General features: G+C 59.3%; 18 protein-coding genes. 10 read left to right on the forward strand and 8 right to left on the reverse strand.

Translation table 11 applies throughout. The features are described from left to right. Positions 1–12: 12 nt before the first annotated feature. The 9 genes from AC1ME2_RS12480 to AC1ME2_RS12520 all read left to right on the forward strand — a co-directional run bounded on the left by AC1ME2_RS12480 (position 13) and on the right by AC1ME2_RS12520 (position 6,642). Positions 13–699 (forward strand): YggS family pyridoxal phosphate-dependent enzyme, encoded by a 687-nt coding sequence (locus AC1ME2_RS12480; RefSeq protein WP_480441535.1) that lies wholly within the window; start codon positions 13–15, stop codon positions 697–699. A 27-nt stretch (positions 700–726) separates the two neighbouring features. After that, positions 727–1,545: a pyrroline-5-carboxylate reductase gene (gene proC, locus AC1ME2_RS12485; protein ID WP_480441536.1), complete on the forward strand. Its 819-nt coding sequence runs from the start codon at positions 727–729 to the stop codon at positions 1,543–1,545. 27 nt (positions 1,546–1,572) lie between these two features. Then, the gene (locus AC1ME2_RS12490) at positions 1,573–2,163 is read left to right on the forward strand and encodes a YggT family protein (protein WP_480441538.1); all 591 of its coding nucleotides are present in this window, start codon (positions 1,573–1,575) and stop codon (positions 2,161–2,163) included. A gap of 102 nt (positions 2,164–2,265) precedes the next feature. After that, entirely contained in the window at positions 2,266–3,405 is a 1,140-nt protein-coding gene (gene metX, locus AC1ME2_RS12495) for a homoserine O-succinyltransferase MetX (protein WP_480441540.1), read from the forward strand. Positions 3,406–3,412: 7 nt separating this feature from the next. After that, positions 3,413–4,033, forward strand: coding sequence for a methionine biosynthesis protein MetW (gene metW / locus AC1ME2_RS12500; RefSeq protein ID WP_480441541.1), 621 nt, complete (start codon positions 3,413–3,415; stop codon positions 4,031–4,033). Between the two features lie 22 nt (positions 4,034–4,055). Beyond that, positions 4,056–4,490 (forward strand): DUF4426 domain-containing protein, encoded by a 435-nt coding sequence (locus AC1ME2_RS12505; protein ID WP_480441543.1) that lies wholly within the window; start codon positions 4,056–4,058, stop codon positions 4,488–4,490. Next, positions 4,487–5,083, forward strand: a complete 597-nt coding sequence (gene rdgB / locus AC1ME2_RS12510) for an RdgB/HAM1 family non-canonical purine NTP pyrophosphatase (RefSeq protein WP_480441545.1) — start codon at positions 4,487–4,489, stop codon at positions 5,081–5,083. Before AC1ME2_RS12505 ends, rdgB begins: the two co-directional genes overlap by 4 nt. After that, positions 5,080–6,309, forward strand: coding sequence for a radical SAM family heme chaperone HemW (gene hemW, locus AC1ME2_RS12515; RefSeq protein WP_480441546.1), 1,230 nt, complete (start codon positions 5,080–5,082; stop codon positions 6,307–6,309). The genes rdgB and hemW overlap by 4 nt, the downstream gene beginning before the upstream one ends. A 9-nt stretch (positions 6,310–6,318) precedes the next feature. After that, the gene (locus AC1ME2_RS12520; RefSeq protein ID WP_480441548.1) at positions 6,319–6,642 is read left to right on the forward strand and encodes a DUF3392 domain-containing protein; all 324 of its coding nucleotides are present in this window, start codon (positions 6,319–6,321) and stop codon (positions 6,640–6,642) included. Positions 6,643–6,790: 148 nt separating this feature from the next. Here the strand turns inward: AC1ME2_RS12520 and trmB are convergent, their stop codons facing one another. The 4 genes from trmB to AC1ME2_RS12540 all read right to left on the reverse strand — a co-directional run bounded on the left by trmB (position 6,791) and on the right by AC1ME2_RS12540 (position 9,103). After that, positions 6,791–7,438 (reverse strand): tRNA (guanosine(46)-N7)-methyltransferase TrmB, encoded by a 648-nt coding sequence (trmB, locus tag AC1ME2_RS12525; protein ID WP_480442120.1) that lies wholly within the window; start codon positions 7,436–7,438, stop codon positions 6,791–6,793. 97 nt (positions 7,439–7,535) lie between these two features. After that, a complete protein-coding gene (locus tag AC1ME2_RS12530) occupies positions 7,536–8,330 on the reverse strand; it encodes a thiazole synthase (RefSeq protein WP_480441550.1) in 795 nt (264 codons plus the stop codon). A gap of 78 nt (positions 8,331–8,408) precedes the next feature. Further along, positions 8,409–8,609, reverse strand: a complete 201-nt coding sequence (thiS, locus tag AC1ME2_RS12535; protein ID WP_480441552.1) for a sulfur carrier protein ThiS — start codon at positions 8,607–8,609, stop codon at positions 8,409–8,411. 116 nt (positions 8,610–8,725) lie between these two features. Then, positions 8,726–9,103, reverse strand: coding sequence for a DUF423 domain-containing protein (locus AC1ME2_RS12540; protein ID WP_480441554.1), 378 nt, complete (start codon positions 9,101–9,103; stop codon positions 8,726–8,728). A gap of 81 nt (positions 9,104–9,184) precedes the next feature. Here AC1ME2_RS12540 and mtgA point away from each other — a divergent pair, with 81 nt between their 5' ends. Next, positions 9,185–9,895, forward strand: coding sequence for a monofunctional biosynthetic peptidoglycan transglycosylase (gene mtgA / locus AC1ME2_RS12545; protein ID WP_480442122.1), 711 nt, complete (start codon positions 9,185–9,187; stop codon positions 9,893–9,895). A gap of 124 nt (positions 9,896–10,019) precedes the next feature. Here mtgA and rpoH read toward each other — a convergent pair whose 3' ends face one another. The 4 genes from rpoH to ftsY form a co-directional block, all read right to left on the reverse strand. Continuing rightward, a complete protein-coding gene (gene rpoH, locus AC1ME2_RS12550; RefSeq protein WP_480441556.1) occupies positions 10,020–10,874 on the reverse strand; it encodes an RNA polymerase sigma factor RpoH in 855 nt (284 codons plus the stop codon). Between the two features lie 113 nt (positions 10,875–10,987). Beyond that, on the reverse strand, positions 10,988–12,016 hold the full coding sequence (ftsX, locus tag AC1ME2_RS12555; RefSeq protein ID WP_480441557.1) for a permease-like cell division protein FtsX: 1,029 nt from the start codon (positions 12,014–12,016) through the stop codon (positions 10,988–10,990). Beyond that, positions 12,013–12,681 carry a cell division ATP-binding protein FtsE gene (gene ftsE, locus AC1ME2_RS12560; RefSeq protein ID WP_219062857.1) on the reverse strand — a complete coding sequence of 223 codons (669 nt, stop codon included), beginning with the start codon at positions 12,679–12,681 and terminating at the stop codon, positions 12,013–12,015. Before ftsE ends, ftsX begins: the two co-directional genes overlap by 4 nt. After that, positions 12,678–14,180, reverse strand: a complete 1,503-nt coding sequence (gene ftsY / locus AC1ME2_RS12565) for a signal recognition particle-docking protein FtsY (RefSeq protein ID WP_480441558.1) — start codon at positions 14,178–14,180, stop codon at positions 12,678–12,680. Before ftsY ends, ftsE begins: the two co-directional genes overlap by 4 nt. Positions 14,181–14,316: the final 136 nt, after the last annotated feature.

The raw sequence follows: 14,316 nt of genomic DNA on the forward strand, positions 1-14,316 counted from the left end.
TGGCGCAAATCAATGTCCACGATAGCAGACAACGTTTCCCAAGTTGATGAGCGAATTCGCGCAGCAGCCCTTGCGGCGCAACGCGATCCATCGACCATCGGCTTGCTGGCCGTAAGCAAGACCAAACCTGCCACTGCGTTGCGCGAGGCGTTTGCCGCCGGACTGCGCGACTTCGGCGAAAACTACCTGCAAGAGGCCTTGAGCAAACAGCTCGAATTAACCGACCTGGCCTTGTGTTGGCATTTCATCGGCCCCATTCAGTCAAACAAGACTCGTGCTATCGCCGAGCACTTTGCCTGGGTGCACTCAGTGGATCGTTTGAAAATCGCTCAACGCCTGTCCGAACAACGCCCCGCCGAGCTGCCGCCACTCAACATCTGCATTCAGGTCAATGTCAGTGGCGAGGCGAGCAAATCTGGCTGCACCCCCGCCGACTTGCCCGCCTTGGCAGCCGCCATCAGCGCTTTGCCGCGCCTGAAGTTACGCGGGCTGATGGCGATTCCCGAACCCACCGAAGACCCAGCCGAACAAAACGCTGCTTTTGCGGCGGTGCGCAGCCTGCAAGACAGCCTGAACCTGCCACTGGACACCCTCTCCATGGGCATGAGCCACGACCTGGAAGCCGCCATCGCGCAAGGCGCGACGTGGGTCCGGATCGGAACGGCTCTTTTTGGTGCCCGCGATTACGGCCAGCCATAAACCCATTTTGCTAACAGGAACTCAGTCATGAGCAAGACTCGTATTGCCTTTATCGGTGCCGGAAACATGGCCACCAGCCTGATCGGCGGGCTGCGCGCCCAAGGGGTGGACGCGGCACTGATTCGTGCCAGCGATCCGGGCGAGAAGCAACGTGCCAAAGTCGCCGCCGAGCATGGCATCGAGCTGTTCGCCGACAACGCCCAGGCCATCGAAGGCGCGGACGTCGTGCTGATCGCGGTCAAGCCACAAATGATGAAGGCCGTATGTGTAGCATTGCGCCCGAGCCTCAAGCCTCATCAACTGGTTGTGTCCATTGCCGCCGGTATCACGTGCGCTAGCATGAACACATGGTTGGGTGAACACCCGATCGTGCGTTGCATGCCCAACACGCCAGCATTGCTGCGCAAGGGCGTCAGCGGCCTGTACGCCACCGCAAGGGTTTCCAGCGCACAACGCGAGCAGGCCGAGCAACTGCTGTCGGCCGTCGGTATCGCGCTGTGGCTGGACGATGAAAAGCAGCTGGACGCAGTCACCGCAGTGTCCGGCAGTGGCCCGGCGTATTTCTTCCTGTTGATCGAAGCCATGACCGCCGCCGGCGAAAAACTCGGCCTGCCACGGGAGACTGCCGCTCAACTGACACTGCAGACCGCCTTGGGTGCCGCGCTAATGGCCACTGGCAGCGATGTTGACGCTGCTGAGCTGCGCCGCCGCGTAACCTCCCCTGCGGGCACCACAGAAGCTGCCATCAAATCTTTCCAGGCTGGTGGCTTCGAAGCCCTGGTCGAAACAGCACTCACTGCTGCCGCGCATCGTTCGGCAGAGATGGCCGAACAGCTGGGCCAGTAATCTTTTAGGCCATTGAGGAGCAGACCGATGATCGGACTGAACACCGCTGCAATTTATGTTCTGCAAACCATCGGCAGCTTGTACCTGCTGATCATTCTGCTGCGCTTCGTGCTGCAACTGGTTCGTGCGGATTTCTACAACCCCCTGAGCCAATTCGCCGTGCGCGCCACCCAGCCGCTGCTCAAGCCGCTGCGGCGGATCATTCCAAGCCTGTTCGGGCTAGACATGTCTTCGCTGGTGCTGGCGATCCTCGTGCAGTTTTTGTTATTCGCCCTGATCTTCCTGCTGGCGGTGGGGTCTGTCAGCAACCCGCTGCTTCTGCTGGTTTGGTCGGTGATTGCAATCACTTCACTGTTCCTGAAGATTTTCTTCTATGCGTTGATCATCAGTGTGATCCTGTCCTGGGTCGCACCGGGCAGCCACAATCCTGGCGCAGAACTGGTCAATCAAATCTGCGAGCCCGCCCTGGCGCCATTCCGCAAGATCCTGCCAAACCTCGGCGGCCTGGATATCTCGCCGATCCTCGCGTTCATGGTGCTCAAGCTGCTGGACATGCTGGTGATCAACAACCTCGCCGCCATGACCCACATGCCTGAAGCCCTGCGTTTGCTGATCTAAGCCTTACTCCGCCACAGGCAGACACTGGCGGGTCCGGTGTTTGCTTGCCGCTAGGGGCGGCGGTCTTTAGACTTACGCCTCATTTATGCGAGAGCAGGGTCGATGCCCACGGTCTTTCCCCACGATTCTGTCGGTCTGGTCACGCCACAACGGGTGCACTTCAGCGAACCGCTGGCCTTGGCCTGCGGTCGTTCGCTACCTGCCTACGACCTGATTTACGAAACCTACGGCCAGCTCAATGCCGCCGGTAGCAACGCCGTGCTGATCTGCCATGCGCTTTCCGGGCACCATCACGCGGCAGGTTTCCACAGTGCCGATGAGCGCAAGCCCGGTTGGTGGGACAGCTGTATCGGTCCCGGCAAGCCTATCGATACGAGCAAGTTCTTTGTCGTCAGCCTGAACAACCTTGGCGGCTGCAATGGCTCGACGGGCCCCAGCAGCATCAACCCCGAGACCGGCAAGCCTTTCGGCGCCGATTTTCCGGTGCTGACCGTCGAAGACTGGGTCAACAGTCAGGCACGCCTGGCCGACACCCTCGGCATCCAGCAATGGGCTGCCGTGGTCGGTGGCAGCCTGGGCGGCATGCAGGCGTTGCAGTGGACCATCAGCTACCCGGATCGGGTCCGCCACTGCCTGGCGATCGCCTCGGCGCCCAAGCTGTCGGCGCAGAACATCGCCTTCAACGAAGTGGCGCGGCAGGCCATCCTGTCCGACCCGGAGTTCCATGGCGGCGATTTCCAGGAATACGGCGTGATCCCCAAGCGCGGCCTGATGCTGGCGCGCATGGTCGGGCACATCACGTACCTGTCCGATGACTCCATGGGCGAAAAATTCGGCCGGGGCCTGAAGAGCGAAAAGCTCAACTATGACTTCCACAGCGTCGAGTTCCAAGTCGAAAGCTATCTGCGCTATCAGGGCGAAGAGTTCTCTGGCCGCTTCGATGCCAATACCTACCTGCTGATGACCAAGGCTCTGGACTACTTCGACCCGGCCGCCAATCACGGCGACAACCTGGCGTTGACCTTCGCCGGGGCCAAGGCCCATTTTTGTGTGATTTCCTTCACCACCGACTGGCGCTTCTCGCCGGCCCGCTCGCGGGAGCTGGTGGATGCGCTGATGGCGGCGAAAAAGAACGTCTGCTACCTGGAGATCGATGCGCCGCAAGGCCATGACGCCTTTCTGATTCCGATCCCGCGCTACTTGCAGGCCTTCACCAGCTACATGAACCGAATTGTATTGTGAGGACACCATGAGAGCCGACCTGGAAATCATCCAAGACTGGATCCCCGCCGGCAGCCGGGTGCTCGACCTCGGCTGCGGCGATGGCGAACTGCTTGCCTGGCTGCGCGATCACAAGCAAGTCACGGGTTACGGCCTGGAAAACGACGCCGACAACATCGCTCACTGCATCGCCAAGGGCGTTAACGTCATTGAGCAGGATTTGGACAAAGGCCTGGGCAACTTCGCCAGCAACAGCTTCGATGTCGTGGTCATGACGCAGGCCCTGCAAGCCGTGCATTACCCTGACCGGATTCTCGACGAGATGCTGCGGGTCGGTCGTCAGTGCATTATCACCTTCCCTAACTTTGGCCACTGGCGCTGTCGCTGGTACCTGGCCAGCAAGGGCCGGATGCCGGTTTCCGACTTTCTGCCGTATACCTGGTACAACACGCCGAACATCCATTTCTGTACATTCGGCGACTTCGAAGAGCTGTGCCGTGGCCGCGAAGCACGGGTCATCAACCGGCTGGCCGTCGATCAACAACATCGGCATGGCTGGGCCAGCAAGCTATGGCCTAATCTGTTAGGTGAGATCGGGATCTATCGTGTCAGCAGCCCTGGCCTGCAAGATCACCAGATCGCGATTTGAATCACTGCCCAAGGAGAAGATCATGCGTCGCTTAGCTCTGTTTCTATGTGCTCTATGCCTGGCCATACCGGCCATCGCAGCTGATTACGCCAAGCCCGACCGCAAAGAAGTGTTCGGCGATACGACGGTGCATTACAGCGCGTTCACGTCCAGTTATCTGCAACCTGACATTGCCAAAGCAACCGGCCTTGTCCGCAGTAAGAACCAGGGCGTCATGAACATCGCCGTGCTCAAGGCCGATAAACCCAGCGCAGCCAGCGTCACCGGCACGGTGAAAGACCTGACCGGCCGCGAGAACACCCTGACCTTCAAGCAGATCAGCGATCAAGGTGCGGTGTATTACATCGCGCAATTCCCGATCGACCAGCAAGAAACCTTTACCTTCACCATTAACGTTCAAGCTGGTGGCGACACCAACAGCTTCAGCTTCAACCAGGAACTCTTCCCAGGCGAATGATGACGTTCACGCAACTTGTACTGGCCAGCCATAACGCCGGCAAACTGAAAGAACTCCAGGCCATGCTTGGCGATTCCGTGCACCTGCGCTCCATCGGTGAGTTCAGCAGCGTCGAGCCGGAAGAGACTGGCCTGTCATTCGTCGAGAACGCGATCCTCAAGGCACGCAATGCCGCCCGGATTTCCGGGCTGCCGGCGCTGGCCGACGACTCCGGGCTGGCGGTGGACTTTTTGGGGGGGGCGCCAGGCATTTACTCGGCCCGGTACGCCGACGGCCAAGGTGACACGGCGAACAACGCCAAACTGCTGGAGGTGTTGAAAGATGTGCCTCCAGAGCAGCGTGGCGCGCAATTTGTTTGTGTTCTGGCACTGGTGCGGCATGCCGATGACCCGCTGCCGATCCTCTGCGAAGGACTGTGGCACGGGCGCATTCTGAGCGCCGCAAGCGGTGAACACGGTTTTGGCTACGATCCGCTGTTCTGGGTGCCCGAGCGCGACTGTTCGAGTGCAGAACTCAGCCCCGTAGAAAAGAACCAGCTTAGCCATCGCGCCCGCGCCATGGTGTTGCTGCGTCAGCGCTTGAGCCTGCAATGACACCGGACACGCCCGTACAACCGCTGTTTCTGGGTGAGACCGGTTTTTCCTCGGCCGACCCTTCCGCACAAAGCCCTAGGGCAGGCCTGCCACACCTGCCGCCCTTGGCGCTGTACATCCATATCCCGTGGTGCGTGCGCAAATGCCCGTACTGCGACTTCAACTCGCACACAGCCAGCCCGGTCTTGCCGGAGCAGGAATACGTCGATGCGCTGCTGGCGGACCTTGATCAGGACCTGCCGCACGTTTATGGCCGCGAGCTGAGCTCGATTTTCTTCGGCGGTGGCACGCCCAGCCTGTTCAGCGCCGAGGCGTTGGGTCGCTTGCTCAAGGGCGTGGAACAGCGCATCCGTTTTGCCAGTGACATCGAAATCACCCTGGAGGCCAACCCCGGCACCTTTGAACAAGCCAAATTCAGCGCTTATCGCGGACTTGGCATCAATCGGCTGTCGATTGGCATTCAGAGTTTTCAAGAAGAGAAACTCAAGGCGCTGGGCCGCATCCACAATGGCGACGAAGCGATTCGCGCAGCCGACATGGCGCGCCAGGCTGGCTTTGACAACTTCAATCTGGACTTGATGCACGGTTTACCGGACCAGTCGCAGGAAGACGCACTGGGCGATTTGCGCCAAGCCATCGCGTTAGCGCCGACGCATCTGTCGTGGTATCAACTGACGCTGGAACCGAACACCGTGTTCTGGAATCAGCCGCCGACCCTGCCAGAGGACGATATCCTGTGGGATATTCAAGAAGCGGGGCAACTTCTGCTCGCCGAACACGGCTATGCGCAATACGAAGTATCGGCCTACTCTCAACCCGGCAGGCCCGCGCGGCATAACCTCAATTATTGGGGCTTCGGCGATTTTATCGGCATCGGTGCCGGCGCGCATGGCAAGCTCAGCCATCCAGACGGGCGCATCGTGCGCACCTGGAAGACGCGCTTGCCCAAGGACTACCTGAATCCAAACAAGGCGTTCAAGGCTGGCGAGAAGCTGATCAGTAACGAAGAAATGCCCTTTGATTTCCTGATGAATGCCTTGCGCCTGACAAATGGAGTCGACGCGGAGCTATTTTGCCAGCGCACAGGTCTAAGCCTCGACACGCTGGCCAGCGCCCGGCAACAGGCCGAAAAGCGCGGCCTTTTGGACACAGACCCAACACGGCTGGTCGCCAGCGCCCGGGGTCAGTTGTTCCTTAACGACTTGCTGCACTATTTTTTGATCTAAGGATTTTGCATGGACCTTGTACTCGACCTGCTCGCCACCGTCTCGCGCTGGAGCCGCAGCAACCTTTCCGAAATCGCCCTGGCGTTGGTCGGCTGTCTATTGGTGTTGTTTGGCGCCGATATCAAAGGCTGGCTGGAAGGACGCATCGGCGGCCTTGCGGGTGCCTTGCGCATACCGGTCATGGCCCTGCTGTGCACAATCGGCAGCGGCGCTGCACTGATCTATGCCACCCCGTGGGTCATCCGCGGACTGAGCCAGTTCAACAACTACAGCCTGGCGCCCGTGTTGTTGGTGGTGTTGATCTTGATCGGGGTTGTAGCGGATAGGCGCTGAACTGAAGTCACCCGGGTTTCCGTGCAGACTCTGTGGGAGCGAATTCATTCGCGAAGGGCTTAACGAGGTGTGCCTGACACACCGCCTTCGCGAATGAATTCGCTCCCACACAGGCTGCACAGAGTTTCAGTCAGTCTTGAAGCCTGTATCAGGCCAGCTTCTCGAACTTCAAATCCCACACGCCATGCCCAAGCCGCTCACCGCGGCGTTCGAACTTGGTGATCGGGCGTTCGGTCGGACGAGGCACGCATTTGCCGTCTTCGGCCTGATTGCGATAGCCCGGCGCGACGCTCATCACTTCCAGCATGTACTCGGCATAGGGTTCCCAATCGGTGGCCATGTGCAGAATACCGCCAACCTTGAGCTTGCTGCGCACCAACTCGGCGAATTCCGGCTGGACGATGCGGCGCTTATGGTGACGGCTTTTGTGCCACGGGTCCGGGAAGAACAGCATCAAACGGTCGAGGCTGTTGTCGGCGATGCAACGGTTAAGCACTTCGATAGCATCGCAATCGTAGACGCGCACGTTGCTCAGCCCTTGGGTCAGCATGCCGTTGAGCAGCGCGCCGACCCCCGGATAATGCACTTCGACGCCAATGAAATCGTGCTCAGGCGAGGCAGCCGCCATTTCCAGCAGCGAATGGCCCATGCCAAAGCCGATTTCCAGGGTCCGCGGCGCAGAGCGACCGAACACCTGATCGAAGTCCACGGGCGCATCAGCCAGCGGCAGGACGAACAGTGGCCGGCCTTGATCGAGGCCGCGCTGCTGGCCTTCGGTCATACGCCCGGCGCGCATCACGAAACTCTTGATGCGGCGGTGCTGGCGCTCTTCGCCCTCTTCAGGAACAGACGGCTCTTGGTTGGAAACGTGCGAATCAGTCATCAACGGGCTCTTACTTGATCAGACCATCCAGCGGCGAGGAGGCGCTGGCATAGAGTTTCTTCGGCATACGGCCGGCGAGGTACGCCAGACGGCCGGCGACAATCGCGTGCTTCATGGCTTCAGCCATCATCACCGGGTTTTGCGCGTGGGCAATGGCCGAGTTCATCAGCACCGCTTCACAGCCCAGCTCCATCGCGATGGTGGCGTCGGACGCAGTACCGACTCCCGCATCGACCAAAACTGGCACTTTGGCTTCTTCGAGGATGATCTGCAGGTTGTAGGGATTGCAGATACCCAGACCGGTGCCGATCAGGCCCGCCAGCGGCATGACCGCGATGCAACCGATTTCTGCCAGTTGGCGCGCAATAATCGGGTCATCGCTGGTGTAGACCATGACGTCGAAGCCATCTTTGACCAGGATTTCAGCGGCCTTGAGGGTTTCGATCACATTGGGGAACAGGGTTTTCTGGTCGGCCAGTACTTCCAGCTTGACCAGATTTTTACCGTCGAGCAGCTCACGGGCCAGGCGGCAGGTGCGCACGGCTTCGATGGCGTCGAAACAACCGGCGGTGTTGGGCAGAATGGTGTAACGATCCGGCGGCAGGATGTCGAGCAGGTTCGGCTCACCCGGGTTCTGCCCAAGGTTGGTCCGACGCACGGCGACTGTGACAATCTCGGCGCCCGAGGCTTCGATGGCCAGGCGGGTGGATTCCATATCCGGGTACTTGCCAGTGCCGACCAGCAGGCGCGACTGGAAAGTACGACCGGCCAGGATGAAAGGCTTGTCGGTGCGAACGTTGCTCATCGGAAATCCTCTTTAAGGTTGAGGTTCTTGCAGATTTGAATCGAAGTACTGTCCGGCCACGGGATCGACCGAAGCGGCTTAGCCGCCACCGATGGCGTGCACCACTTCAACCTGATCGCCTTCGCGCAGGGCCGTGGAGACGTGCTGGCTGCGCGGAACAATATCCAGGTTGAGTTCAACCGCCACTCGACGCCCGGTCAGGTCCAGACGGATCAGCAACGCCGCGACGGTTTCACCGTCGGGCAGTTCAAATGAGTCACCGTTCAACTGAATGTGCATGCGATAAGCAGCCATCATTTTTAGGGGTCAGCATTCTAGCCCGATCAGTACGTATGACCAAGGCAAAGCCACGCCATTCGTCTCAAGTTGGACCCTGGAGTCAGAACTGTAACGCGTCAGGCCGCGCCCAGGCGCCATGCCGCCAGACCCAGCATCAGCCAACCAATCAGGAACGCCAGCCCGCCGAAAGGGGTGATGATCCCCAGTTGGGTGACACCGGTCAGGGTCAACAGGTACAGGCTGCCGGAAAACAACAGAATGCCGATAACAAACGAGATACCTGCCCAGGTCATTAAACGGCCAGGGATCTGCACGGCGAGCAAGGCGACGGCCAGCAGGGCCAGGGTGTGGACCAGTTGGTACATCACGCCGGTATGAAAAATAGCCAGATACTCTGCGCTAAGGCGGTTTTTCAGGCCATGAGCGGCAAATGCGCCGAGGCCTACACCGGTAAAACCAAAAAAAGCAGCCAGCATCAAGAAGCCACGAAACATTTCAAACTCCAGTCAACGATCATTCAATTGCCCATGGTCTGTATAATGGCCCGCTCGACTGCTCCGGCCAAGCCATCTCTTATGCTGCGTTTCCTCTTCAACCGTGTCCTCAAAGCCCTGTTCTGGTTCGCAGCGGCCAGCGTTGTGCTGGTGTTGATCTTTCGTTGGGTGCCGCCACCAGGCACCGCGCTGATGGTCGAGCGCAAGATCGAATCCTGGACGGAAGGCCAGCCTATCGACCTGCAACGCACTTGGCAGCCTTGGGATAAAATCTCCAACGATCTAAAAGTCGCGGTGATCGCGGGTGAAGACCAGAAATTCGCCGAGCATTGGGGTTTTGATGTCGACGCTATTCAGGCAGCTCTGGCCCATAACGAGCTTGGCGGTTCGGTACGCGGCGCCAGTACGCTAAGCCAACAGGTGTCCAAGAACCTGTTCTTGTGGTCTGGCCGCAGCTGGGTGCGCAAAGGGCTGGAAGTCTGGTTTACCGGTTTGATCGAGGTGTTTTGGTCCAAGCAGCGGATTCTTGAGGTGTACCTCAACAGCGCCGAGTGGGACGACGGCGTGTTCGGTGCCGAAGCGGCAGCGCGGCATCACTTCGGTGTGAGCGCGGGCGGGCTCTCGACGCAGCAGGCCAGCTACCTGGCGGCCGTGCTGCCCAACCCTCGCCAATGGAGCGCCAGCCATCCCAGCAGCTATGTGGCGCGCCGTGCCGGCTGGATTCGCCAGCAGATGCGTCAGTTGGGTGGGGATGAGTACCTGGTGGGGTTGAACCATAGCCGGAAGTTTTGATTCAGGATCGTTGGTGTCTGGACTGGCCTCTTCGCAGGCAAGCCTGCTCCCACAGCTGGATCGAATGGCCTGACGCGGTTCACCTGACACAATGAAAAACGCCCCGATCATCGGGGCGTTTTTTTTAAGCGGCGATCGACAATTTCAGCTTGTTCATCGCGCTTTTTTCAAGCTGACGAATACGCTCGGCGGAGACGTTGTACTTCTGCGCCAGGTCGTGCAACGTGGCTTTCTCTTCAGATAACCAGCGCTGATAGAGAATGTCGCGGCTACGCTCGTCGAGGACATCCAGCGCCTGGTGCAGATTGGCAGTGGAGTTATCGGTCCAGTCGGAATCTTCCAACTGACGGGCCGGGTCGTAACGGTGGTCTTCCAGATAATTGGCGGGCGACTGGAAGGCACTGTCGTCATCCGCTTCGGCAGCCGGATCAAACGCCATGTCATGGCCGGTCAGCCGGCTTTCCATTTCACGCACTTCGCGCGGCTCTACGCCGAGGCTTTCCGCCACACGATGAACTTCTTCATTGTTCAGCCAGGCCAGACGTTTTTTCTGGCTGCGCAGGTTGAAGAACAGTTTGCGCTGCGCCTTGGTCGTGGCGACTTTGACGATGCGCCAGTTGCGCAGAATGAATTCGTGAATTTCAGCTTTGATCCAGTGCACAGCGAACGACACCAGACGCACACCCATTTCCGGGTTGAAGCGTTTGACGGCTTTCATCAGGCCAACGTTACCTTCCTGAATCAGGTCAGCCTGTGCGAGGCCATAACCGGAATAGCTGCGTGCGATATGCACAACAAAACGCAGGTGGGCGAGCACCATCTGCCGAGCCGCCCCTAGATCCTGCTCATAATAGAGACTCTCGGCCAGTTCACGCTCCTGCTCGGGCGTCAGCAAAGGAATGCTGTTGACCGTGTGCACATAGGCCTCCAGGTTTGCGCCTGGGGCTAATGCATAAACAGGTTGCAAAGAAGTGGTCATACGACAAAAACCTCCGACTCACATGACTCGTGCAGTTCAGCACTGCGAAATTGACCGGAAACCGATAGACAAGTTCCCTAAACCGCTGAAAGTGCCAATGGAAAAAATTGATTTTAACGAGGTGCCAGCTCTCTCAAGTGGCGTGCGACCGCAATCCAAGCACCGATATACCCTAACAAGACCGCTCCAAGCAAGAGCGAAAGACCGTCGGCAAGCGGCACGCCAGCCAACGAGAAGTCGCTCCCGTACAAGCCAGCCAGCTCAACCACCGCATCGTTGAGCCAGTCCAGACCAAAGGCGAGCACGCCCCAGGACAGAAAACCGGCCCCCAGGCCATACAGGGCGCCCATATACAGAAAAGGCCTGCGCACATAAGCATCAGTGCCGCCCACCAGTTTGATCACTTCAATCTCGGTGCGACGGTTCTCGATGTGCAGACGTATCGTGTTACCAATTACCAGCAGCAACGCCAGCACCAGCAGGACGGTCAGGCCGAAGACAAAACGGTCACCCAGCTTGAGGATCGCAGCCAGACGTTCGACCCATACCAGATCGAGCTGAGCCAGTTGCACCTTAGGCAGCTCTGCCAGACGCATGCGCAAGGCTTCCAGGGCAGGCTTGTCCACTTCATTCGGTGTCACCAGCACAACGCCTGGAAGTGGGTTCTGCGGCAGCTCCTTTAACGCGTCGCCGAGCCCGGATTGCTGCTGAAACTCTGCCAGAGCCTGATTTTTGCTGATGTATTCGGCATCTGCCACGCCGGGCATCTGCTTGATCTGCTCACGCAGAGCGTCGCCCTCGGTGGCGCTGGCGTCCAACTCCAGGTAAAGCGAAATCTGCGCCGCACGCTGCCACGAACCGCCCAAACGCTCGACGTTGTTCAGCAACAACGACAGGCCCATGGGCAAGCTCAAGGCGATGGCCATCACCAGACAGGTGAAAAAGCTGCCAATGGGTTGTTTGCCCAAACGACGCAAGCTGTCGAATACGCTGGAGCGATGGGCTTCCAGCCAAGCATTCAGCAAGGTGCTGAAATCCGGGCCGTCATCGTCGTCCCGTGGCTTTTTCTTTTTCTGCGGCGTCGGCTCGGCGGCTTTGGGCGCGACGCGCTCCGAGACTTTGGGGCTACGGGTGGCGCTCATACAGCCTCCCCGTCGCCGATCAAGCGGCCGCGTTGCAAGGTCAGCATGCGATGGCGCATGCGCGCAATCAGCGCCAGGTCATGGCTGGCGATCAGCACGCTGGTGCCCAAACGGTTGATGTCTTCGAACACACCCATGATTTCCGCTGCCAGACGTGGGTCGAGGTTACCGGTCGGTTCATCCGCCAGCAGTAACGCCGGACGGTGGACGATGGCCCGAGCGATGCCCACACGCTGTTGCTGGCCTGTGGACAAGTCACCCGGGTACAGATCGGTCTTGTCCGAGAGCGCCACGCGTTCCAGGGCCGAGTCGACGCGCTTGGTGATTTCCGCCTTGGACAACCCGAGGATTTGCAGGGGCAAGGCGATGTTGTTGAATACCGTGCGATCGAACAGCAACTGGTGATTCTGGAACACCACGCCTATCTGGCGCCGCAGGAACGGGATTTGCGAGGTACTGATCTGTCCCAGATCCTGACCGGCCAACAACAATTTGCCAGTGGTCGGTCGCTCCATGGCCAGCAGCAGCCGCAACAGCGTGCTTTTACCGGCGCCGGAGTGGCCAGTGACAAACAAAAACTCACCACGACGCACTCGAAAGCTCAGCTCATGCAAGCCGACGTGTCCGTTCGGATAGCGTTTACCAACCTGTTCGAAACGAATCATGTGCGCTCCCGCTCGGCGAACAGAGCTTGAACAAAGGGTTCTGCTTCAAAGGTACGCAAATCATCGATGCCTTCACCCACGCCGATATAACGGATCGGCAGGCCAAACTGCTTGGCCAGGGCGAAGATCACGCCGCCTTTGGCAGTACCGTCGAGCTTGGTCAGGGCCAGACCGGTCAGGGTCACGGTCTGATTGAACTGCTTGGTCTGATTGATTGCGTTCTGCCCCGTGCCCGCGTCCAGCACCAACAGCACTTCGTGCGGCGCGTCGGCATCGAGCTTGCCAATGACCCGGCGAACTTTTTTCAGTTCTTCCATCAGGTTGTCTTTGGTGTGCAACCGACCGGCGGTGTCCGCGATCAGCACATCGATACCACGCGCCTTGGCCGCCTGTACCGCATCAAAGATTACCGAAGCCGAATCTGCACCGGTATGTTGGGCGATGACCGGAATGTGATTGCGCTCACCCCAGACCTGTAACTGCTCCACCGCCGCCGCACGGAAGGTGTCGCCCGCCGCGAGCATGACCTTTTTACCTTCGAGTTGCAGCTTCTTCGCCAGCTTGCCGATGGTCGTCGTTTTGCCTGCGCCGTTGACGCCCACCACCAGAATCACGAACGGCTTGTGCTGTGCCGTGATGACCAATGGCTGTTCGACCGGCTTGAGCATAGCCGCCAGTTCCGCCTGCAACGACTTATAGAGTGCATCGCTGTCGGTCAACTGCTTGCGCGCGACCTTCTGAGTCAGGCTCTGGATGATCACCGACGTTGCTTCGACGCCTACATCGGCCGTCAGCAGTCGGGTTTCTATTTCTTCGAGCAGGTCATCGTCGATGGCCTTTTTGCCAAGAAACAGACTCGCCATACCCTCGCCCAGGCTGGCGCTGGTTTTCGACAGGCCTTGCTTGAGACGAGCGAAGAAGCCGGCTTTACTGGCTTCTGTCGGCGCGGGGCTGACCGGAGCGGGAGCGACTTCAACCACTGGAACCACTGGCGCGACCGGCTGGGATGCAGGCACTAAAACGGGTGCCGGCGCGGCCATTGGCTCAGGGACTACAACCGGCTCAGCCACAACAACCGCTACAGGCACGACAATAGGCGGCAGCTCGGCAGGTGCCGGCGGCATGATCGGCGCGCTGAGCACGGGGATCGTCGGCGTAACGTGTAGTTCGAGCTCATCGATCAGCGCCACGGACTCTTCGGCCACCGGCAAGATCAGCCAAGGCTCGGACACCGGACTGACCAACGGCGATGACTCAAAGGCTGGCTGGGGCACAGACGCGGCCACTGTCTCAGGCCGAGGCTCTGGTGCCAATTGCGGCACGAATGATGGCTCAACAGCTGCCGGAGCAGGGTCGATGACCACCTCGGGCGCTGCTGTGGATAAGTTTTGTGGCGGCTCGGCAACGGTTTCCTGCGGCTTCTTGCGCAGCCATCCGAACAGGCCTTTTTTCTCTACAGCCGGAGCTGGGGTCTTCTTGTCGTCGTTGGAACCAAACATGGAGGACGGCTATCTCAAGGTAGCGACGCGCCAGAGCGGCGCCTCTGAAAAAATCTGTCAATGCGAAACAGACTGCTTTTGACCCGGCTTGTTCATCCGCGGCCCAGAAATTGTAGGTATTTACCGGTACACAAAC

The organism is Pseudomonas sp. ASL9, from assembly GCF_056680335.1.